General features: G+C 64.3%; 18 protein-coding genes and 2 pseudogenes. 13 read left to right on the top strand and 7 right to left on the bottom strand.

The annotated features are described in order from the left end of the window. Nucleotides 1–71 precede the first annotated feature (71 nt). A complete protein-coding gene (locus tag YUA_RS0120245) occupies nt 72–872 on the top strand; it encodes a hypothetical protein (RefSeq protein ID WP_027532350.1) in 801 nt (266 codons plus the stop codon). Between the two features lie 167 nt (nt 873–1,039). Here the strand turns inward: YUA_RS0120245 and YUA_RS0120250 are convergent, their stop codons facing one another. After that, complete coding sequence (locus YUA_RS0120250; RefSeq protein ID WP_027532351.1) at nt 1,040–3,409, bottom strand: xanthine dehydrogenase family protein molybdopterin-binding subunit; 2,370 nt, start codon at nt 3,407–3,409, stop codon at nt 1,040–1,042. 209 nt (nt 3,410–3,618) lie between these two features. Here YUA_RS0120250 and YUA_RS0120255 point away from each other — a divergent pair, with 209 nt between their 5' ends. The 3 genes from YUA_RS0120255 (at nt 3,619) to YUA_RS0120265 (ending at nt 6,303) form a co-directional block, all read left to right on the top strand. Then, entirely contained in the window at nt 3,619–4,689 is a 1,071-nt protein-coding gene (locus tag YUA_RS0120255; RefSeq protein WP_027532352.1) for a Ppx/GppA phosphatase family protein, read from the top strand. Between the two features lies 1 nt (nt 4,690). Next, nucleotides 4,691–5,380 carry an RlmE family RNA methyltransferase gene (locus YUA_RS0120260; protein ID WP_027532353.1) on the top strand — a complete coding sequence of 230 codons (690 nt, stop codon included), beginning with the start codon at nt 4,691–4,693 and terminating at the stop codon, nt 5,378–5,380. 173 nt (nt 5,381–5,553) lie between these two features. Next, nucleotides 5,554–6,303, top strand: coding sequence for a class I SAM-dependent methyltransferase (locus YUA_RS0120265; protein WP_027532354.1), 750 nt, complete (start codon nt 5,554–5,556; stop codon nt 6,301–6,303). Nucleotides 6,304–6,643: 340 nt separating this feature from the next. Here YUA_RS0120265 and YUA_RS0120275 read toward each other — a convergent pair whose 3' ends face one another. Continuing rightward, nucleotides 6,644–8,134: an MFS transporter gene (locus tag YUA_RS0120275; RefSeq protein ID WP_027532355.1), complete on the bottom strand. Its 1,491-nt coding sequence runs from the start codon at nt 8,132–8,134 to the stop codon at nt 6,644–6,646. Between the two features lie 447 nt (nt 8,135–8,581). Between YUA_RS0120275 and guaB the strand changes: the two genes are divergently transcribed. The 3 genes from guaB (at nt 8,582) to YUA_RS0120290 (ending at nt 11,767) form a co-directional block, all read left to right on the top strand. Then, on the top strand, nt 8,582–10,072 hold the full coding sequence (gene guaB, locus YUA_RS0120280; protein ID WP_027532356.1) for an IMP dehydrogenase: 1,491 nt from the start codon (nt 8,582–8,584) through the stop codon (nt 10,070–10,072). 177 nt (nt 10,073–10,249) lie between these two features. After that, nucleotides 10,250–11,272, top strand: coding sequence for an NADP-dependent oxidoreductase (locus tag YUA_RS0120285; RefSeq protein WP_035971294.1), 1,023 nt, complete (start codon nt 10,250–10,252; stop codon nt 11,270–11,272). 192 nt (nt 11,273–11,464) lie between these two features. Continuing rightward, on the top strand, nt 11,465–11,767 hold the full coding sequence (locus YUA_RS0120290; protein ID WP_027532358.1) for a hypothetical protein: 303 nt from the start codon (nt 11,465–11,467) through the stop codon (nt 11,765–11,767). 18 nt (nt 11,768–11,785) lie between these two features. Here the strand turns inward: YUA_RS0120290 and YUA_RS0120295 are convergent, their stop codons facing one another. Both YUA_RS0120295 and YUA_RS52620 read right to left on the bottom strand, forming a co-directional pair. Further along, on the bottom strand, nt 11,786–12,628 hold the full coding sequence (locus tag YUA_RS0120295; protein WP_027532359.1) for a metallophosphoesterase: 843 nt from the start codon (nt 12,626–12,628) through the stop codon (nt 11,786–11,788). 68 nt (nt 12,629–12,696) lie between these two features. Continuing rightward, a pseudogene (locus YUA_RS52620) lies at nt 12,697–12,857 on the bottom strand (acriflavin resistance protein); the annotation flags it as partial. A 178-nt stretch (nt 12,858–13,035) separates the two neighbouring features. On the opposite strand from YUA_RS52620, the gene YUA_RS0120305 reads away from it, so the two are divergent. Together YUA_RS0120305 and YUA_RS0120310 are read left to right on the top strand one after the other, a co-directional pair. Next, a complete protein-coding gene (locus YUA_RS0120305) occupies nt 13,036–13,458 on the top strand; it encodes an MAPEG family protein (RefSeq protein WP_027532361.1) in 423 nt (140 codons plus the stop codon). Between the two features lie 35 nt (nt 13,459–13,493). After that, a complete protein-coding gene (locus YUA_RS0120310) occupies nt 13,494–14,798 on the top strand; it encodes an RsmB/NOP family class I SAM-dependent RNA methyltransferase (RefSeq protein WP_027532362.1) in 1,305 nt (434 codons plus the stop codon). A gap of 215 nt (nt 14,799–15,013) precedes the next feature. Here the strand turns inward: YUA_RS0120310 and YUA_RS0120315 are convergent, their stop codons facing one another. The 3 genes from YUA_RS0120315 to YUA_RS0120325 form a co-directional block, all read right to left on the bottom strand. Further along, nucleotides 15,014–15,223, bottom strand: coding sequence for a cold-shock protein (locus tag YUA_RS0120315; protein WP_027532363.1), 210 nt, complete (start codon nt 15,221–15,223; stop codon nt 15,014–15,016). Nucleotides 15,224–15,487: 264 nt separating this feature from the next. Further along, on the bottom strand, nt 15,488–15,820 hold the full coding sequence (locus YUA_RS0120320; protein ID WP_027532364.1) for a DHCW motif cupin fold protein: 333 nt from the start codon (nt 15,818–15,820) through the stop codon (nt 15,488–15,490). 75 nt (nt 15,821–15,895) lie between these two features. Further along, nucleotides 15,896–17,146 carry an MFS transporter gene (locus YUA_RS0120325; RefSeq protein WP_051383279.1) on the bottom strand — a complete coding sequence of 417 codons (1,251 nt, stop codon included), beginning with the start codon at nt 17,144–17,146 and terminating at the stop codon, nt 15,896–15,898. A gap of 99 nt (nt 17,147–17,245) precedes the next feature. Here YUA_RS0120325 and YUA_RS0120330 point away from each other — a divergent pair, with 99 nt between their 5' ends. The 4 genes and pseudogenes from YUA_RS0120330 to YUA_RS0120340 all read left to right on the top strand — a co-directional run bounded on the left by YUA_RS0120330 (nt 17,246) and on the right by YUA_RS0120340 (nt 20,390). After that, nucleotides 17,246–17,698 (top strand): helix-turn-helix domain-containing protein, encoded by a 453-nt coding sequence (locus YUA_RS0120330; protein ID WP_027532366.1) that lies wholly within the window; start codon nt 17,246–17,248, stop codon nt 17,696–17,698. Between the two features lie 170 nt (nt 17,699–17,868). Further along, nucleotides 17,869–19,467 carry a glutamine-hydrolyzing GMP synthase gene (guaA, locus tag YUA_RS0120335; RefSeq protein WP_027532367.1) on the top strand — a complete coding sequence of 533 codons (1,599 nt, stop codon included), beginning with the start codon at nt 17,869–17,871 and terminating at the stop codon, nt 19,465–19,467. Between the two features lie 57 nt (nt 19,468–19,524). Continuing rightward, a pseudogene (locus tag YUA_RS51760) lies at nt 19,525–19,752 on the top strand (restriction endonuclease); the annotation flags it as partial. Between the two features lie 155 nt (nt 19,753–19,907). Then, nucleotides 19,908–20,390 (top strand): hypothetical protein, encoded by a 483-nt coding sequence (locus YUA_RS0120340; protein WP_027532368.1) that lies wholly within the window; start codon nt 19,908–19,910, stop codon nt 20,388–20,390. Nucleotides 20,391–20,640: the final 250 nt, after the last annotated feature.

Here is a 20,640-nt window from a genome sequence, read left to right on the forward strand (position 1 = left end):
AGGGGATTGACCGGTGTTCCCTGGGGCCTACGATCGGTCCAGAAACAACAAGAATCTAGGGAAGGCCCGTCATGCCGAACCGTCTCGAAACCTACCGCGTCGAGGCCTACAACAGCGCAAAACAGTCCGAAAACAAGATGCACGACGACACGGTGGCGCGCCGCTTCGGCTTTTCCGGTGGCCTCGTCCCGGGCGTCGACGTCTTCGCCTACATGATGCACGTGCCTGTGGCGCGCTGGGGCCGCGATTTCCTCGCGCGCGGGCTGGTCGAGGCGCGCTTCATCAAGCCGGTCTATGACGGCGAGACCGCCGATGTCGATGCGACCGAGCACAACGGCCTGCTCACGATCGAGGTCTTCAGCCGCACCGAGCTTTGCGCCACCGGAACGGCGTCGCTGCCGACGGCAGCGCCAGTGGTGTCATTGGGCGACTATGTCGAAGTCCCTGCGGTCGCCGAGCGCAAGCCGGTCAGCCCGGCCATCTTTGAGGTCGGCAAATGGCTCGGCACGACGCCGCGCTGCTGGGCCGGGCAGGACGCGACCGGCTATCTCGCCGACGTCAGAGAGATCGATCCGATTTTCGCGCGCGAAGGGCTCGGCCATCCCGGACTGATCCAGCGCGTCATGAATCGGGTGCTGGTCGACAACACGATCCTCGGCCCGTGGATCCATGTCGGCAGTCGCATGCAGCTCTTGTCGGCCGCACGAGCCGGCGACGAGATTGTCGCGCGGGCGAAGGTGATCGCGAACTACGAGAAAAAGGGCCACCGTTTCGTCGAGCTCGACGCGCTGGTCGTCGCCAACGGCACAACGCCCCTGGCGCATTGCCAGCACACCGCGATCTACCAGCCGCGCGAGCAGGCGGCGGCGTAGGGAAGAGGCCAGCCCGTCACCAAAGAGACGGTGTCATGCCCGCGAAGGCGGGCATCCAGTACGCCGCGGCCTATCCGTGAATCACGACTGCCTCGGACTACTGGGCGGTTTCGCCCGGTCAAGCCGGGCGATGACAGCGGAGCTTGTGACGGCGGCGGCGCGTCCCCTTACGCCGCGCCCTTCGCGTCCTGGATCGCGCGCCATACCCGCTCGGGCGTCAACGGCATGTCGATGTGCTTGATGCCGTAGTCCGACAGCGCGTCGAGCACCGCGTTGACGACCGTTGACAGGCTGCCGGCGCAGCCGGCTTCGCCGCAGCCCTTGGTGCCCAGCGGATTGCTCTTGGCCGGCACCGGATGGTCGCCGACCTCCATGAACGGCACGTCCTCGGCGCGGGGCAGGGCATAGTCCATCAGCGAGCCCGTGATCGGCTGGCCGCTCTCGTCGTAGCGGACGTGCTCCATCAGCGCCTGGCCGATGCCCTGGACGACGCCGCCATGGAGCTGGCCCGCGACCAGCATCGGATTGATCACGGTGCCAAAGTCGTTCACTGCGCTGTAACGCACGATCTGCACCACGCCCGTATCCGGATCGACCTCGACTTCGGCGACATGGCAGCCGTTCGGGAAGGCCGACGGCACCGGCTCGCTGGTGTGGTCGACGTCGAGACTGTCAGGCACGCCGTCCGGCACCTTGCCGTCATGCAGGCGCTTGGCGAGCTCCATGATGTCGATGCTGCGGTCGGTGCCGGCGATGGTGAAGCTGCCGTCGGCGAACTCGATGTCGGATTCCGACGCCTCCAGCATATGCGCGGCGGCGCGCTTGCCCTTTTCGATCACGAGCTTGGAAGCTTCCACGATCGCCATGCCGCTGGCCGTGATCGAGCGCGAGCCGCCGGTGCCGCTGCCGGTGTGGACGATGTCGCTGTCCCCCTGCATCAGCTTGACGCTCTCGAAGGGCACGCCGAGCTGCGCGCACAGCACCTGTGCAAACGGGGTCGCGTGACCCTGGCCGTAGTCGAGCGTGCCGGTGATCAGCTGCACGCTGCCATCGGGATCGAACACGATCTTGCCGAGCTCGACGCTCGGCGGCGCGGTGACTTCGAGATAGGAGCCGACCGCGATGCCGCGCAGCTTGCCGGCCTTCTTGCTCTCCTTCTTGCGCCTGGCAAAATTCTCGTGGTCTGAGATTTCGAGCGCCTTGGTGAACACGGCCTGGAAGTCGCCGCTGTCATAGGTGACGCCCGAGGAGGCCGGGAAGGGCATCTGGTTCGGCTTGATGAAATTGCGCTTACGCATCGTCAGCCGGTTGATGCCCATCTCGTCGGCGGCACGGTCGATCAGCCGCTCCATGTAGTAGTTGGCTTCGGGCCGGCCGGCGCCGCGATAGGCGCCCATCAGCGTGGTGTTGGTCAGCACCGTCTTGATGTCGACCGCCATCAGCGGCGTGCGGTAGACGCTGGAGAAATTCTTGGCCGTGTTGAGCGAGAGCGGGCTCGGTGCGACGCCGGTGATGTAGGCGCCGAGATTGCCGTAGCCGGAGAGCTTTGCCGCGAGGAAGTGTCCCTCGGCATCGAGCGCGAGCTCGGCATGGATCTTTTGCGCACGGCCGTGGCTGTCAGAGAGGAAGCTGGTGGAGCGCTCGTCGAGCCACTTGACCGGACGTCCCAGTGCCTTCGCCGCGTACAGGATGCACATGTATTCGGGATAGTTGACGTTCTTCATGCCGAAGGAGCCGCCGACATTGGCGGTGAGGATGCGCACCTTCTCGTTCGGCACCTTCAGGTTCTTGGCGAGGTTGGCGCGGTTGCCCGCGACGCCTTGCGTCGGCATCTGGATGGTGTAGCGCCCGGTGGCCTTGTCGTAGGAAGCAAGTCCCACGCGCGGCTCCATCGAGACTACGGCGACGCGAGTGTTCTCGATGTCGACCTTGGTGACATGGGCGGCGCCGGCGAAAGCGGCGTTCACCTTCTCCATGTCGCCATAGTGATAGTCGAGCGCGACGTTGTTCGGGATGTGGTCGTAGAGCTGGGGCGCGCCGGGCTTGGTGGCTTCCTCGGGATCAGTCACCGCCGGCAGCGGCTCGATGTCGAGCTCGACCGCCTCGGCCGCATCACGGGCCTGGGCCAGGGTGTCCGCGACCACGAAGGCGACGGGATCGCCGACGAAGCGGACCCTATCGGTCGCCAGTGGCTGGCGGTTGGTCTGGAGCAGGGGCGAGCCGTCACGGTTCTTCAGGGGCAGGCCGCAGGTGAAGGGGCCATAGCCGGCAGCATCGAGGTCCTGGCCGGTCCACACGCCCAGCACGCCCGGCAACGCCTTGGCGGCGTCGGAGCCGATGCCGCGGATCATGCCATGGGCATGGGTCGAGCGGACGACCACGGCATAGGCCTGGCCTGGGAGGTTGAAATCATCGGTGTAGCGGCCCTTGCCGCGCACCAGCGTGTCGTCTTCCTTGCGGCGGACCGGCTGCCCGACGCCGTATTTTTGCAGTGCAATAGCGTTTTCGAGCGTCGAGGATTTGGTGTGTTCTTGCATGGAAATGACCTGAAAAGCCGGCGTTTGCGCATTTTCGCGGCAGCGGGGGACCGGACTCTGTTCAGATAACCCACCGCCCCGTTCACGACAACGCACGAATGGGCATGGTCCCATGTGATGCGTTGTTGCGCATACCCGCCGCGCTGCTAATGTTTCAGGCGAAAAATCAATTCCAGACCGGCCCGACCGGCCGCGGAAAGACAGTTTATATGAATGACCACACGCGGCTCCGCGACGGCCATGTGCCGCACGGTGAGCTCGAGGGGTCGATGGCGGCGGTGGCGTTCGCCCCCGAACCGGCTGTCCCCGCGCAAGCGGGAACCGGCGTCTACGCGGCGCTGGACCTCGGCACCAACAATTGCAGGCTGCTGATCGCCTGTCCGACCAGCGATGGCTTTCGCGTGGTTGATTCCTTCTCGCGCATCATCCGGCTCGGCGAGGGCGTCTCGGCGACCGGCTCGATCAGCGAGGCCGCGATTGATCGAGCCATCGCCGCGCTCAGCATCTGCCGCGACAAGATCAACCAGCGCAAAGCCAAGCGGCTGCGGCTGATCGCGACCGAAGCCTGCCGTGCAGCCTCGAATGCGGAAGGTTTTCGTAGCCGCGTCGCGGCCGAGACCGGGATCGAGCTCGAGGTGATCGACCGCGAGACCGAGGCTGCGCTCGCCGTGCTCGGCTGCTCGCCGCTGGTTGACCCCCGGGGCAGAGGCGCCATCCTGTTCGATATCGGCGGCGGCTCGACCGAGCTGGTGCGGATCGAGCGCGATCCGCAAAATCCGCAACCACGTATCAAGGCATGGATGTCGATTCCGTTCGGTGTGGTCACGCTTGCCGAGCAGTTCGGCGGGCGCGACGTGACGCCGGAGATCTATGCCGCGATGGAGCGGGAGGTTGCAAACCATGTCGCGCCGTTCGCGGAAGAGCACGGCCGCGATCTCGCCGACATGCATCTGCTCGGCACATCAGGCACGGTGACGACGCTCGCCGGCATCCATCTCAACCTCGCGCGCTACGACCGCCGCCGCATCGACAGCATCTGGATGAACGATGCCGATCTGACGGCAACGATCGACAAGCTGCTCGGCATGACCTACGAGGAGCGCGCCGGCAACAATTGCATCAGCGTCGAACGCGCCGATCTCGTGCTGGCCGGCTGCGCCATCCTCGATGCTATCAGGCGCGCCTTTCCGCTGCCGCGCCTGCGTGTCGCCGATCGCGGCCTGCGCGAAGGCATGCTGGTCGAGATGATGCGCGAGGACGGCGCGCTCAGGAGCTGGTGAGATGGCGAAAGACACCACCGGCCGCTTGCACGTCCAAGTCAAGACCAAGGTCAAGACCGGCGGCAAGCGCAAATTGTCGTCGAAGCTGTGGCTGGAGCGGCAGCTCAACGATCCCTATGTCGTCAAGGCGAAGGCTGCGGGCTATCGCTCGCGCGCGGCGTTCAAGCTGCTCGAGATCGACGACAAATATCGCCTGCTGAAACCAGGCATGGCCGTGGTCGACCTCGGCGCTGCGCCAGGCGGCTGGAGCCAGATCGCCGCCAAGCGCGTCGGCTCGGTCGACGGCAAGGGCAAGGTGGTCGCGATCGACCTGCTGGAGATGCCCGAGATTGCGGGCGTCGACTTCGCGCAACTCGACTTCATGGACAACGACGCCCCTGAAAAGCTCACCGCGATGCTCGGCGGCGGCGCCGATATCGTGATGTCCGACATGGCCGCGAACACCACCGGCCATCGCAAGACCGACCAGCTCCGCATCGTCGGCCTGATCGAAACCGCGGCCGCGTTTGCCTGCGATGTGCTCAAGCCCGGCGGCGCGTTCCTGGCCAAGACATTCCAGAGCGGTGCCGATGCCGATCTGCTCGCCCAGCTCAAGCGCGATTTCGCCACCGTGCGCCACGTCAAGCCCGCGGCAAGCCGGCAGGATTCGTCGGAGCGCTACGTGCTCGCGATGGGGTTCCGCGGTCAATAAGTTGCGTTTTGCCAGGCTGCGCCCGCCTTTGGCGGGCCCTCGGGATGAGGGGCCATGAGATGTCGCAGTGGTCCTGCTCCTGACGTCCGGCGGCAGGCGAGGCATCGCCTGTCACAATTGGCGCAATATGGCTGCAGTAGAACACCCCGCACAGTGGCATGAGGGGAACGAAATTGGCGAACGAGGTCGGAGCATACTTCTTTCCGGAGATTGCGGTCGGCGGATTCTCGCGCATCGACGGAACGATCCAGTTCTGGCAGCGCATCGGCGCGTTGGTCCGTCCTGATTCAGTCGTGCTGGATTTCGGGGCCGGACGAGGCGCCGCGCAGACCGACGACGTCGTCGCCTATCGGCGCAATCTGGTCACGTTGAAAGGCCGGGTCCGCGAGCTCATCGGAGCCGATGTCGATCAGGCGGTCCTGGCCAACCCGACGCTCGACCGGGCGCTTGTGATCGGTCCTGACGGGCGAATTCCGCTTCCGGACCATTCCGTCGATGTGATCGTGTCCGATTTCGTGTTCGAGCACATTCAGGAGCCGGCGAAGGCGGCTGCCGAGCTCGACCGTGTCCTCGCACCCGGCGGATGGCTCTGCGTGCGAACACCAAATCGACATGGATACATCGCCATCGCGAATCGCCTGATTCCGGACCGCTTGCACGCGCGGCTCATCCGGTCCGCCCAGGATCAGCGGAAGAGCGAGGACGTGTTTCCTGCGGTCTATCGATTGAACACCGTCAAGGCGTTTCGCCGGCATTTCGGCTCGTCGCATTACGATCATTTCGTCATCCCGTGGGAAGCGGAGCCGGCCTATTATTTCGGGTCGAGACTGCTGTATTCGCTGTTTCTTGCGATCCGGTACCTGACACCTCCGTCGTTGAGCACCGTGTTGATGGTGTTCATGCAGAAGCGTCGGTCTCTCTAAGACGACACAAGTTCAGCGCGAACTGATTGCTGATCAGACAGCCCGCCGCGCTGCGCGCACGTCACAAAATAGTTGGAGGATAGAGGTAACAAGGAGGCGTCATTACGTCAGCAAATCGACCCGACGCTCATACAGTCGGGGTCGGCGCTCAATTCTACGATCAGACGTTGGGTAAGCCGATTTGGTCAGACGGAACGAACTGGCGTGATGCCGCCGGTATTGTGGTCTGAAATCCTGGCGGCGAGAGGGTATAGGCGGGAGGGAGGGGTGGGCGATTTTGTCGCGCGAGGCGTCTGAGAGTCCGCCCTGATCCAGGCAGGCAGCCGCCTCGATCGAACGATCACCCCAGCCGCTGGTCCCGCACGTCCTGTGTATCCTCCGTCGCCGCCTTCACGGCAGCCTTGGCCGCGCCCTTGCCGGCGCCCTTGCGGCTCGCGATCTCCACGGCCTTGCGGCCGGAGACCTCGTGGCCGGCGTCGGCGGGCATCTGCCAGAAGAACCAGCTCGATGCCGCCGAAGTCAGTGCGACCACGACGAACGCCGGTGCGAACACCGTGGCGTTGAGCTCGCTGACATGGCCGAGCCACATCGTCGTCTCCACGGAAGCTGCGCCGACGGCGACGCCGGCGGAGACCGCGAGCTGCTGGTTGACGCTGACGAGCGTGGTGGCGCGGCTCATCTGCGCGGTCTCGACCTCGGCATAGGCGACCGTGTTGATCGCGGTGAACTCGAGCGAGCGGAAGAAGCCGCCGACCACCAGGATCACCATGATGATCAGCAGCGGCGTCGTCACCGTGAACAGCGCGCAGACGCCGAGGAAGAACGCGCTGATGATCGCGTTCACCGTCATCAAATTGCGGAAGCCGAAGGTGCGGATGATCCGCGCCGCCAGCGTCTTCATGCCCATCGCGCCGAGCGAGGAGGCAAAGGTGACGAGACCCGAATGGAACGGCGACAGGCCGAAGCCGATCTGCATCAGCAGCGGAAGCAGGAACGGCAGTGCGCCAATGCCGAGCCGGAACAGGAAGCCGCCGAGCACGGCGGCGCGCAGCGTCGGCAGGGTCAGCAGCGAGAAGTCCAGCACCGGCGATCCCGTCCGCCGGGCGTGAATGACGTAGAGCGTCATCGAGATCGAGCCGCCCACGACCAGCGCGGCGACCGTGCTCCAGGGCAACAGATTGAGCCCGGCCACCGACAGCCCGAACGCGATGCCGGCCAGCCCGATGCCCGCAAGCACCATGCCGTAGAGATCGAACGGCTCCCGCTCTTCGCTCTTGATGGGATCGATGAAGCGCAGCGCCATGAAGATGCCGAGCAGCCCGATCGGGATGTTGATCAGGAAGATCCAGTGCCACGACGCATAGGTGGTGATGAAGCCGCCGAGCGGCGGGCCGATCACGGGACCGATCAGGGCAGGGACCGTCACCCAGGCCATCGCGTTGACCAGCGCGCTCTTGTCGACCGAGCGCAGCAGCACGAGGCGCCCGACCGGCGTCATCATCGCTCCGCCCATGCCCTGGAGGATGCGCGCGAACACGAAATCGGTCACCGAGCCGGAGAGCGCACAGCCGACCGAGCCGACCATGAACACGCCGACCGCGATCGCGAACACCATGCGCGCGCCGAACCTGTCAGCGGTCCAGCCGCTCGCCGGGATGAACACCGCGAGCGACAGCAGGTAGGAGGTGATCGCAAGCTTCAGCGTCAACGGGCTGGTGCCGATGTCGGCCGCGATCGCCGGCAGCGAGGTCGCGATCACCGTGGAGTCCATGTTCTCCATGAACAGGGCGGTGGCCACGATCAGCGGGATGACGCGTTGCTTGTCGACCATGACGGATTGGTAATAAAAATCAGAAGGAAAGGCGGACTTGCGGCTTATCACCACGACTCGGGCGGGACCATTGCGGATCAACGCATAGCACCTAAATCCTGCGTAAGTGGTGTGTCCCCCGCTCGTCATTCCGGGGCGCGCCACTTGGCGCGAGCCCGGAATCCATTGGGCCCCCGAAACCGCTGTGGGATGGATTCCGGGCTCGCGACTTCGTCGCGCCCCGGAATGACGGGGGTGGGCTGCCGGGCTACCCCCGCTGAATCGACCTAAAAAGCCTGTGCATGGCTGGCCAGCGGTCCGATTTGCTTTGATTCGTCACGCGGGCATGCTATCGACCCGCGTCAACCCCACCGATGGGCTCCGATTCTCTGGCGATGCCGCAAGGTACGCCGAGGGTGGCGCTCATCCATACTTATTTGCGGCAGGGCCGCAGGAAGGAGTTGGCACATGGCCACGGTGCAACAAGGCATCCGCGAAGCCTTTACGTTCGACGACGTGCTGTTGAAGCCGGGCCTGTCGGACGTGATGCCGGGCGAGGTCGATATCCGCTCCCGCGTCACCCGCGCCATTCCGCTCAACATCCCGATCATGGCTTCCGCCATGGACACCGTCACCGAGGCGCGCATGGCGATCGCCATGGCGCAGGCCGGCGGGCTCGGCGTCATCCACCGCAACTTCGACCCGGAGGGGCAGGCCGCCCAGGTGCGGCAGGTCAAGCGCTACGAGTCGGGCATGGTGGTGAACCCGCTCACCATCAGCCCCGAGGCTACGCTCGACGACGCGCTCAAGCTGATGAGCGATCACGGCATCTCCGGCATTCCCGTTGTTACCGGCGCCGGCAAGTCCACGCCGGGCAAGCTGGTCGGCATCCTCACCAACCGCGACGTGCGGTTCGCGACCGATCGCCGGCAAAAAGTCTCCGAGCTGATGACGCATGAAGCCCTCGTCACCGTGCGCGAGAATGTCAGCCAGGACGAAGCACGGCGGATGCTGCACCAGCATCGCATCGAGAAGCTGCTCGTGGTCGATGAGCAGTATCGCTGCGTCGGCCTGATCACCGTCAAGGACATGGAGAAAGCGGTCGCCCATCCGCTCGCCTGCAAGGACGCGCAGGGCCGCCTGCGCGTTGCCGCCGCCACCACCGTCGGCGACACCGGCTTCGAGCGCACCGAGCGGCTGATCGATGCCGGCGTCGACCTCGTCGTCGTCGACACCGCGCACGGCCATTCCCGCCACGTGCTGCATGCGGTGAACCGCATCAAGCGTCTCTCCAACTCCGTGCAGGTCGTTGCCGGCAACGTCGCGACCGCCGAGGGCACGCAGGCGCTGATCGACGCGGGCGCGGACTGCATCAAGGTCGGCATCGGCCCGGGCTCGATCTGCACCACGCGCATCGTCGCCGGCGTCGGCGTTCCCCAGCTCACTGCGATCATGGACGCGGTCGAGGCGGCAAAGAAGTCGGACACACCCGTCATCGCCGACGGCGGCATCAAGTTCTCCGGCGATCTGGCGAAGGCGCTCGCCGCCGGCGCCGACATCGCGATGGTCGGCTCGCTGCTCGCCGGCACCGACGAGACGCCCGGCGAAGTCTTCCTGTGGCAGGGCCGCTCCTACAAGGCCTATCGCGGCATGGGCTCCGTCGGTGCGATGGCGCGGGGCTCGGCCGATCGCTACTTCCAGCAAGACATCAAGGACGCGCTCAAGCTGGTGCCCGAAGGCATCGAAGGCCAGGTGCCCTATAAAGGCCCGGTCGGCAACGTCATGCACCAGCTCGCCGGTGGCCTCCGTGCCGCGATGGGCTATGTCGGCGCAAAGGACATGAAGGAGCTGCATGAGAAGGCGAATTTCGTCCGCATCACCGGCGCCGGCCTGCGCGAAAGCCACGTCCACGACGTGACGATTACGCGCGAAGCGCCGAACTATCCGGGCGGGGGTTAGTCTCGCTCGTCATTCCGGGGGCGCAAAGCGCAACCCGGAATCTCGAGATTCTCAGGTGCGCAAGAGCGCACCATAGTTCGATGCTTCGCATCGCCCCGGAATGACGGGTGTCCAGGTTTGCGTCTGTGCGTCGCTTCTCCTAAATGACGGGCAACAACCCGTCAGGAGGAAGCCATCATGTCCCAAGGCAAGCGCATCGTTCTCGCCGCACGTCCCGTCGGCGAACCCAAATCATCCGATTTTCGTCTGGAGGAATTCGCTGTCCCGGCGCCTGGCGCGGGCGAAGTCCTGCTGCGCACGATCTGGCTGTCGCTCGATCCCTATATGCGCGGGCGCATGAGCGAGGGGCCGTCTTATGCCGCGCCGGTGCCGGTCGGTGGCGTGATGGAAGGCGAGGCGGTGAGCGAGGTCGCGGCCTCCAACAATCCTGATTTCGCGGTCGGCGACATCGTGCGGATCCGTTCCGGTTGGCAGACGCACGCGATCTCGAACGGCAAGGGCCTCATCAAGGTCGATCCCAAGCTCGGTCCGATCTCGACCTCGATCGGTGTGCTCGGCATGCCCGGCATGACCGCCTACACGGGCCTGCTCGACATCGGCAAGCCGCAGGAAGGTGAGACCGTCGTCGTCGCCGGCGCCTCCGGTGCGGTCGGCTCGGCCGTCGGCCAGATCGCGAAGATCAAGGGCGCACGTGCGGTCGGCATCGCCGGCGGCAAGGACAAGTGCGACTACGTGGTGAAGGAGCTCGGCTTCGATGCCTGCATCGATCACCGCGATCCTGATCTGGCCGCGAAGCTGAAGGACGCCTGCCCGAAAGGCATCGACGTCTATTTCGAGAATGTCGGCGGTGCCGTGTTCGAGGCGGTCTTCCCGCTGCTCAATCCATTCGCGCGCGTGCCGGTCTGCGGCCTGATCGCGCATTACAACGACACCGAGACCAAACCGCCGAAATGGGCGGCATCCATGATGCGGGCGACGCTGACCAAGCGGCTCACCTTCCGCGGCTTCATCGTCTCCGACTTCGCCTCACGCCATGGCGACTTCCTGCGCGACATGTCCAGCTGGGTCCGCGACGGCAAGGTGAAATACAAGGAGTTCGTCACCGAGGGTCTGGAGAGCGCTCCCGGCGCCTTCATCGGGCTGCTGAAGGGCGCCAATTTCGGCAAGCAGCTGGTCCGGGTCGGGCCGGATAAGGCTTAGTTGCAGGGCCTGGAGCGCCTCTTGGGGGCTTGGAGCGCCTGATAGTTGCACCGGTGTCACACCGCTGACACCGGTGGTTAACAAACGGTAACCGATCGGCAACACTTGCCCGCAAAGCCCGCCTGTGTGACCGAGGCTTCATTGACGTCCGGGCGAAGGCATTGAATCATCGCGCATATTTTAGGTGCTGCGATGTTAGAGATCGGTATTTTCTGCGTAATCCTTTTGGCTGCCGGCTATTGGGCGGCCATGTATGTCATGGGCCGCCATGACGACGTCATCCATGGCAAGTTCGTGCACAGCGAGGACGAGGGTGCGTTGACGCGACCCGCGATGCCGGCACCGCCACCGCGTTTTCCCAAGCGCCCGATCAAGGCGGTCGCGCCCGCCAAAACTACTGTGCCTGCCAATGATCCGGCGGCTGTGCCTGTGACCAGCGAAGCGCTGCAGTCGTTGCTCGCCGCGATCCAGCAGGATCTCAAGAGCGTCGCCTGAGGCGCGGAGCGCGCTCGCTTAGTGCTCGCCGCCCATCTGGGCAAACAGCTCTTCGATATCGATGTTGACCTGGCCCGCTGCGCGGACGTGTCGGACTTCGAGACTGTCGGGCCGGAAGCGGTACTCGACGAGGCCGGTCTCCTTGATAGCGATCCGGTCCTGGCGTGCGTCGTTGATCTTGAAGCCGGCCGAGGGCGCCCAGACATGCCGCGTGTGACGGAACATGAAGTCGCGACGCTGGTGCACGTGACCGCTGGCGATGAGGCGGAGATCGACATGCGCAAACATCTCGATCAGCCGCGCGCGTGCCGGCTGCGGCACGTAGCGGATCGAGGTCTCAGGCAGTTCGGGATCGTCGGGCAGGTTGAGAAACACCGGCTTGTGCAGAAACAGCGCGACGGGCTTGCCGTTCACGCGCGCGATTTCCTGGGACAGCCAGTCGAACTGCTCGGCGTCGAACGCGAGGCCTGAATTCATCACCAGCGAGTTGAGGCCGATGAAACGCCAGCCGGCAGCCTCGAAGGACCAATGGTCTTCGCCGATGATGTCGCGGAACTGCTGGCGGTGCGCTTCCGCGATCGGCGGCTTCGGCGCAGGCCCGAGTGCAGTCGGATTGTCGCCGATGTCGTGATTGCCCGGAAGATAGCGACAATCGACAGGCAGCGCGTCGTGCAGGCTCTTTGCAAACTGCACATCGTCGCGGCTGGTCGGTCCGTCGAAGGATACATCGCCGGTGTTGATGACGAGATCAGGCCTGTCAGCGTCGATGTGCTCACTGACGCGATGGAAATTTGCGATCAGGCCGGGAAAGCGCCGGCCGAGATGCGTGTCGGAAATCTGGGTGAGGCGAAATTCGGACATGCACGAAGTATCGTCCCGCCAAACGTCGGAACGATGACGCGCGCGCAAAAGCTGTGATGAAACAAAGTTTAAAGCACGCGATAACGGATCGTGTAGGCGTCCTGTGGCGCGACGCTGCCAAGCAAGCGATGCGGTCAGCGAGATACCAGGGGCTGAACTGCTCGCTGCGATGCGGCTCGGCGGGAAGGCGCAGGCGGAGTTCAAACGTGCCCTTGCCGGGCAGTTCCAAAGGCTGGACAGGGTGTTCATGATCGTCTGCGGGTCTCGCCGAGTTCCAGGGGCCGAAATCGCTTTGACTATCGGCAGTTGGTCGCGCGGTCGGGAACGCCGGTTCAACTCGTTGATTGTCAGCGCCAGCAGTCGCGGCTAATGACGGTCGCGGCGTTCCGCCTTACGGGAAAGTTCCGATGTCTATCCAAATGGTTTTGCTGCCGGTCTTCGTGCAGATCGGGCTCACCTTCGCGCTGCTGATCGGCATGGTGTTCGGGCGCCGGAATGCGCTGGTCTCAGGCGAGACCAAGATCCGCGACATTGCCCTTGGCGAGCCGAACTGGCCGAAGGGCGCCACTCAGATCGCCAATTGCTACCGCAACCAGTTCGAACTGCCGGTGCTGTTCTACGCCCTGATCGCTCTGGCGCTGCCGCTCCGCCATGCCGATCTCTTCATCGTGCTGATGTCGTGGGTGTTCGTGGTGACGCGCTTTGCCCATGCCGGCGTGTTCGTGTCCTCGAACGATCTTGGCCGGCGCTCGTCGGTCTGGCTCGCCGGCGTGCTGGTGCTGCTGGCGATGTGGATCTACTTCGCGCTGAAAATTCTGTTGCTGATCTAGGCGCTTGCTCGCCAATCCTGATCTGAAAGATTCAAATGACTCCCGCTGCCCGGCTGTCCGCAGCCATCGAAGTGATCAACACCATCGAGAAGGACCGCGTGCCCGCCGCCAAGGCGCTGAAGGAGTGGGGCACCGCGCACCGCTTTGCCGGCTCCGGCGACCGCGCCGCCATTGCCGGTCTCGTCTGGGACGTGCTGCGCCGGTTTTCGTCCAGCGCCTATTTGATGGACGCCGATTCCGCACGCGCGCGCCTGATCGGCATGCTCCGCCTCGAGCGGAACATGGACACCGCGACCATGGCCGCTCTATTCGACGGCAGCCGGTTTGCACCTGAGCCGCTGACGGAGGCCGAGCAGGCCGCGCTCGCCTCGCGCTCCCTGAAAAATGCGCCGGCCGCGATCGCCGGCGACTATCCGGAATGGCTCGATTCCCATCTGGCCAAGGTGTTCGGCGACGACCGCGCCGCCGAGGCTGTCGCGATGGCGAGCCGGGCGCCGCTCGATCTGCGCGTCAACACGTTAAAGTCCAGTCGCGACAAGGTGCTGAAGGCGTTGTCTCATCTTCATGCGAAACCGACGCCGTGGTCGCCAAATGGCCTGCGCATCGAGCTTTCGGCCGATGCGCGCAATCCCGGCATCCAGGCGGAAGAGGATTTCATCAAGGGCGGCGTTGAAGTTCAGGATGAAGGATCGCAGCTTGCGGCCCTTTTCACCGCGGCCAAACCGGGCGAGCAGGTGATCGATCTCTGCGCCGGCGCCGGCGGCAAGACGCTGGCGCTCGCCGCACAGATGCAGGGCAAGGGCCGGTTGATCGCGACCGACAGCGACAAGCGCCAGCTTGCGCCGATTCACGAGCGCCTGTCGCGCGCCGGCGTCCACAATGCCGATGTCCGCACGCCCAAGGGCGAGGCCGATCCGCTGGCCGATATCAGCGCCACCGCCGACCTCGTCGTGATCGACGCGCCCTGTACGGGAACCGGAACCTGGCGCCGCAATCCCGACGCCAAATGGCGCATGCGTCCGGGTGCGCTGGAGATCCGCCTCAAGGACCAGACCGAGGTGCTGGAGCGCGCAGTTCCTTTGGTCAAGGCGGGCGGGCGCATCGCCTACATCACCTGTTCGGTCCTCCCGGTGGAGAACGGCGAGCAGGTGAGGGCGTTCGTCGGCCGCCATCCTGAGTTCGCGGTGGTGCCGCCGGAGCAGACCGCAAGCGTGCTCTGGGACAAGGCCGAGGAGTTTGCGCAAGCCGCGCTGCAGTCGGACGAAGGCTGGCTGATGACCCCGCGCCGCACGGGAACGGATGGGTTCTTCGTCTCGGTGTTGAGGAGGAAGACGGGCTGAGTTCTCCCCGTCATTCCGGGGCTCGCGAAGCGAGAGCCCGGAATCCATCAGGCCGCAGGGATCGCCGTGGGATGGATTCCGGGCTCGCCCTGCGGGCGCCCCGGAATGACGATCGGGCAAACAAAAACCCCGCGAGCCGGAAGCCCGGTCGCGGGGTCTCTGAACTCAACGATCTGCCGGTACGTCCGTGGTCAGATCGCGAATGTCGCGGTCAACTAGCCTGCGCGGAGGTTGTCGGCCGAGGACTTGCCGCTGCGGCGGTCCGCAACGATGTCGAAGGAGACCTTCTGGCCCTCGTTGAGGGTGCTCAGACCGGCGCGCTCAACGGCGCTGATGTGAACGAAGACGTCCTTTGCGCCGTCATCCGGCTGGATGAAGCCAAAGCCCTTTTGGTTGTTGAACCACTTCACGGTGCCCATTGCCATAGTCATTTCCTTTCAATTGACGATGCACTCAGGGGGACAAATGCGCATCGCTGCGCCCATCGTCCCGGTTGGTCGATTTTGGAGAAATACCTGAAACGTGCTCGTCCATTGAAATGAGACGGAGCGGCCCAGTCGTTCGGCCAAGGATCGATGCTTGATAATATACCGATTTAATGGGGCAAGTTCAAGGCGGCACGCGCTCGCAGCGAGCCGCCCGTACTTTGCTATTTTGCGCTGCACACCGCGCCCCGAAGGATAGTTCCGTCAGTCCACGATGAAGAGAGTCGCGCCCACGGCCGTCGATGAGCGGTGCGCGGCGTCGCCAAAGTCCGAGACCTGGTAGCTCATGCCAGGCGTGAGCTTGAACTTGCGCCCGTCGCGCAGCTCGCTGTCGAGCTCGCCCGTGAGCACGTAGAGCACGTGGCCGCGGTCGCACCAATGATCGGCGAGATAACCCGGCGAATACTCGACCATCCGCACCCGGAGGTCGCCGATGTTCAGCGTCCGCCACAGCGCCTGCCCGGTCTCACCGGGATGCGTGGTGGCCTCGACCTTGCTCCAGTCGGTGACGGTGAAGGGGGAGGTCGGGAGCTTCATGGGAGGGGTCCTGGTACGATGCTGACAGTCTGTTAGCGCATGCTTCTGCCCCAGTCTTGCTCTTTGCGTGGGCGGCTAGGGCGTCGACGCGCAGCTGGCTGGCGCCTCGGTCCGGCTCGCCGTGAGGATCCAGACCAGCAGCGCGGCGGCGCTGATTCCGGCGCCCAGCATGCAGACGCCGTCCCAGCCGGCCACGGCATACATCATGGTCGAGGCGAGCCCGCCAACCGCGCTGCCGATCGAGTAGAACACCATGTAGCCCCCGACCAGCCGGCTTGCCGCGTCGGGACGCGCGGCGATGATCAGGCTCTGGCTGGTGACATGCACCGCCTGGAGCCCGAGATCGAGCATGATCACGCCGGCCACGACGAACCAGAGCGAGACGTGCAGGCAGGCGAACACCGCCCAGGCGCCGAGCATCAGCATCAGCGACAATCCGGTGGTGCGTTGGGCCCATCCGAGATCGGCGAGGCGTCCGGCGTTGCGCGCCGCGAGCGCGCCGGCGAACCCGGCAATCCCGAGCAGTCCGATCGTGGTGTGCGACAGCGCGAAGGGCGGCGCCGACAGCGGCAGCACGATCGAGGTCCAGAACACGTTGAGATCGGCGAAGATCAGGAACGCGAACAGCGCCCGTTCGCGCAGGATGGGTTCCTCGGCGAACAGCGCGGCCGTCGAGCGCAGCAGCGACGGATAGGACAATCCGGCCCTCGTGGCCTTTGGGCTGCGGGACAGCAGGCGCAGGAGCAAGGCGGCCATGACGAGCATCAGGCCGGCCGAGACCAGATAGACCAGGCGCCAGCCGCCGATATCGGCAAGCGCGCCCGAGACGAAACGGGCGAGCAGGACCCCCCCAACCACGCCGCTCGTGACGGTGCCGATGGCGCGGCCGCGCCCGTCCGGTGTCGCCAGCGACGCGGCGAAGGCGACGAGCACCTGCACGACCACAGCCAGCAGCCCGACCAGCACCATGCCGGCGAACAACACCGCGGCGTGCGACGCCGTGCCGACGATGATGAGGGCAATCGCCGACAGCGCGGTCTGGCCGACGATCAGGCGACGGCGATCGGTGAGATCGCCGAGCGGCACCAGCAGGATCAGGCCGAGGGCGTAGCCGATTTGGGTGAACGTCACCACCATGCCGATCGCCGCGGGCGCGATGCCGAGATCGTGTGCCATGGCATCGAGCAGTGGCTGCGCAAAATAGATGTTGGCGACGCTCAGCCCGCAGGCGAGCGCGAACAGCAGCGCCATCGCGCCGGAGAGCCCGCGTCCGGTCGCATCGCCTGCCATCGCTGCCCCGGCTGGCGCCTTGTCATCCTTCGTCATGGTCGTCTCCGGCGAGGTCAATATAGTTCTATAATAGGACCAGTTGCGTGCGGCGCTGTCTAGTCTTATTTTAGTACTAGTTTGCGAAGGGAACTGCGGATGAAGCGGACCGGTTTTGCCAAGGCCGATTGCCCGGTGGCCCGGGCATTGGATGCGATCGGAGACTGGTGGTCGCTCCTGATCGTGCGCGACGCCTTCGACGGGCTCCGCCGGTTCGGCGATTTTCAGAAGAACCTCGGCATTGCCAAGGGCATGCTCAGCGCGCGCCTGCACAAGCTGGTGGAGCTTGACGTGCTCGAGCTGGTTCCAGCCTCCGATGGCAGCGCGTATCAGGAATATGCATTGACGGAGCGGGGACGCGACCTGTTTCCTGTTGTCGTCGGTCTACGCCAATGGGGCGAGGCGCATCTCTACGCGCGCGGCGAGGCGCGTTCCGACCTGGTGGACCAGACGGGCCAGCCGGTCGGGCAGCTCGTGCTGCCGTCGCGGACCGGCCGGCCGCTGGCATGGTCCGACACGAAGGTGCGAAAGGCCGGCGCGCGCAAGCGCTGAGGTCGCTACGGAGACACGAGCCGTCAATGCGGCAGATGTGAAACGGCGCTCTCTCCGACAAATTAAGTCAATATTACTTACCTATATCAATTTGTCCATGCCCAAAGAAGAATGTGGGCGCGCGCCAGCACGCGGTTGCGGGCAGGGGCGTGGTCGCGTATCTGCTTGCCATGACAGCAGCACAGAACGACCGCTCCGCGTCGACGCTCTCCGTGGCCTCGGCGCACGACAAGATTCTCATCGTCGACTTCGGCAGCCAGGTGACGCAGCTGATTGCGCGTCGCGTGCGCGAGGACGGCGTCTATTGCGAGATCGTCCCGTTCAACAAGGCCGAACAGGCCTTTTTGGAGATGAAGCCGAAAGCGGTGATTCTCTCCGGTGGCCCGGAATCGGTCCATGAGGCCGGCTCGCCCCGCGCGCCGCAAGCGATCTTCGCCTCCGGCGTGCCCGTGATGGGCATCTGCTACGGCCAGATGACCATGGCGGAGCAGCTCGGCGGCACCGTCGAGGGCGGCCATCACCGCGAATTCGGCCGTGCCGATGTCGAGGTCAAGGCCGGCAGCAAGCTGTTCGAGGATGTCTGGTCGCTCGGCGGCAAGAACCAGGTCTGGATGAGCCATGGCGACCGCATCACCAAGATGCCGCCGGGCTTCTCGGTCGCCGCCACCTCTGCGAATGCGCCCTTCGCGATCATCCAGGACGAGACGCGCAAGTATTACGGCCTGATGTTCCACCCCGAAGTGGTGCACACGCCCGACGGCGCCAAGCTGATCCGCAACTTCGTGCGCAAGATCGCAGGCCTCAGCGGCGACTGGACCATGCGCGCCTTCCGCGAGGAGGAGATCCAGAAGATCCGCAGCCAGATAGGCCGAGGCAAGGTGATCTGCGGCCTCTCCGGCGGCGTCGATTCAGCCGTGGCGGCCGTGCTGATTCACGAAGCGATCGGCGACCAGCTGACGTGCGTGTTCGTCGATCACGGCATGCTGCGCCTCGACGAAGCCAACACCGTGGTCGAACTGTTCCGCCACCACTACAACATCCCGCTCGTGCACGTGGATGCGTCCAAGCAGTTTTTGGGCGAGCTCGAAGGCGTCACCGATCCCGAAACCAAGCGCAAGACCATCGGCCGCCTCTTCATCGAGGTGTTCGAGCAGGAAGCCAAGAAGCTCGGCGGCGCCGACTTCCTGGCGCAAGGCACGCTCTACCCCGACGTGATCGAGAGCGTCTCCTTCACCGGCGGCCCCTCGGTGACGATCAAGTCGCACCACAATGTCGGCGGTTTGCCCGAGCGTATGAACATGAAGCTCGTCGAGCCCTTGCGCGAGTTGTTCAAGGACGAGGTGCGCAAGTTGGGGCGCGAGCTCGGCCTCCCCGAAATCTTCGTCGGCCGCCACCCGTTCCCGGGCCCCGGCCTCGCCATCCGCTGCCCCGGCGACATCACGAAGGACAAGCTCGACATCCTGCGCAAGGCCGATGCCGTCTACATCGACCAGATCCGCAAGCACGGCCTCTACGACGACATCTGGCAGGCCTTTGCCGTGCTGCTCCCGGTGAAGACGGTCGGCGTCATGGGCGACGGCCGCACCTACGACTTCGTCGTGGGCTTGCGCGCCGTCACCTCAACCGACGGCATGACCGCCGATTTCTACCAGTTCGACATGAAGTTCTTGGGCGAGACCGCCACGCGCATCATCAACGAGGTGAAGGGCGTGAACCGGGTGGTGTACGACGTGACCAGCAAGCCGCCGGGGACGATTGAGTGGGAGTAGGGGACGGTGCCTATTCAATCTCTGCCTTCGCTCCGGAGAGGCGGCAACGCGTAAATCATGGGATTTGGGGTATTCATCCATCGATCGGACTCGATCTACGATGACAGTCCCGCTGAACAATATCAATTTCCCAGTCAGTATCTCCGTCGCGTTGAAGCCTGCATTGGTGACTGGATAATCTACTACGAACCTAGCAAAGTAGCCGAGACGCGCGGCTATTTTGCGATTGCTCGGGTTCAGCAGGTTATTCCCGATCCCGGTACTTCGGCTATGTATCTCGGGTTACGGTGACAGTGCACTAATTAGTTTAGTGCCAGTAGCTCGTAGGATGGGTAGAGCGAAGCGAAACCCATCGTGGTCGGATTGATGGGCATCGCTTTGCTCCACCCGTCCTTCGAACTCTGGCAAGCAGGCAATATCGATAGTAGCGGAGGGATTGCATGGGTGAGGACGACAAGAAGGAATTCGTTGAACGGGTCCGGCGGCACTTTCAGGAGATCACGCCTCAACTGAATCAAGAAATGGAGATGATCGCAGAACTGTCATGGGAAGACGCGACGAGCTTCCTGCTGATTGAATACGACGCGTCACAGTTTAGCGATGAATTGTTTGTAGCAATGTGGGCGATGGATGCCGACGGCGAACCTCTTGACCGGGAGGGGCACTGGTTTCTGAAGGGCCGGACGGTCGTCGTTCCCTCCGATATTTACGATGATGAGAAATACGAGGCGATTGAACCGGGGGAAATGGCTTCAGAGCTTCTGGAGCAATGGTTCGCCCAAGCGTGGCGTGCCCATGGGCCTAAGGCGCTTCCGGCGTACATCGGCCACCACGACAGCTATTTCAAGACCGATCTGGCCACCAGCGGAGTGGTGAATTGGGACAGCATCATTGCGCGAGCAAAGGCTGGGCTCGCCTCATAGTCTTCGCAACTCGTGAGACATTACGGTGACAGTGCTGGACTGTCACCGTTACTGCGCTCTCGAACGGCGCCGATGCGCCGATCACCGCTCCTTTTTGAAGGGCGTGAACCGGGTGGTGTACGACGTGACCAGCAAGCCGCCGGGACGATTGAGTGGGAGTAGGGGGTACCACGGGATAGTCTGGGGTTGATTAGCTGGCTGTCGGAATTGGATTGTCCGCAACAGCTCTCGATATCTTCCGATCCCTATC

The organism is Bradyrhizobium sp. WSM3983 (assembly GCF_000473045.1).
Classification (GTDB): Bacteria; Pseudomonadota; Alphaproteobacteria; order Rhizobiales; family Xanthobacteraceae; genus Bradyrhizobium.

Coding starts and splice junctions, on each gene's coding strand:
- YUA_RS0120260 (WP_027532353.1), top strand. CDS start 4,691: ATGGCGAAAGACACCACCGGCCGCTTGCACGTCCAAGTCAAGACCAAG.
- YUA_RS0120315 (WP_027532363.1), bottom strand. CDS start 15,223: ATGGCAATGGGCACCGTGAAGTGGTTCAACAACCAAAAGGGCTTTGGC.
- YUA_RS0120250 (WP_027532351.1), bottom strand. CDS start 3,409: ATGCAAGAACACACCAAATCCTCGACGCTCGAAAACGCTATTGCACTG.
- YUA_RS0120320 (WP_027532364.1), bottom strand. CDS start 15,820: ATGAAGCTCCCGACCTCCCCCTTCACCGTCACCGACTGGAGCAAGGTC.
- YUA_RS0120340 (WP_027532368.1), top strand. CDS start 19,908: ATGGGTGAGGACGACAAGAAGGAATTCGTTGAACGGGTCCGGCGGCAC.
- YUA_RS0120245 (WP_027532350.1), top strand. CDS start 72: ATGCCGAACCGTCTCGAAACCTACCGCGTCGAGGCCTACAACAGCGCA.
- YUA_RS0120295 (WP_027532359.1), bottom strand. CDS start 12,628: ATGTCCGAATTTCGCCTCACCCAGATTTCCGACACGCATCTCGGCCGG.
- YUA_RS0120290 (WP_027532358.1), top strand. CDS start 11,465: ATGTTAGAGATCGGTATTTTCTGCGTAATCCTTTTGGCTGCCGGCTAT.
- YUA_RS0120275 (WP_027532355.1), bottom strand. CDS start 8,134: ATGGTCGACAAGCAACGCGTCATCCCGCTGATCGTGGCCACCGCCCTG.
- YUA_RS0120330 (WP_027532366.1), top strand. CDS start 17,246: ATGAAGCGGACCGGTTTTGCCAAGGCCGATTGCCCGGTGGCCCGGGCA.
- guaB (WP_027532356.1), top strand. CDS start 8,582: ATGGCCACGGTGCAACAAGGCATCCGCGAAGCCTTTACGTTCGACGAC.
- guaA (WP_027532367.1), top strand. CDS start 17,869: ATGACAGCAGCACAGAACGACCGCTCCGCGTCGACGCTCTCCGTGGCC.
- YUA_RS0120255 (WP_027532352.1), top strand. CDS start 3,619: ATGAATGACCACACGCGGCTCCGCGACGGCCATGTGCCGCACGGTGAG.
- YUA_RS0120325 (WP_051383279.1), bottom strand. CDS start 17,146: ATGACGAAGGATGACAAGGCGCCAGCCGGGGCAGCGATGGCAGGCGAT.
- YUA_RS0120310 (WP_027532362.1), top strand. CDS start 13,494: ATGACTCCCGCTGCCCGGCTGTCCGCAGCCATCGAAGTGATCAACACC.
- YUA_RS0120285 (WP_035971294.1), top strand. CDS start 10,250: ATGTCCCAAGGCAAGCGCATCGTTCTCGCCGCACGTCCCGTCGGCGAA.
- YUA_RS0120305 (WP_027532361.1), top strand. CDS start 13,036: ATGTCTATCCAAATGGTTTTGCTGCCGGTCTTCGTGCAGATCGGGCTC.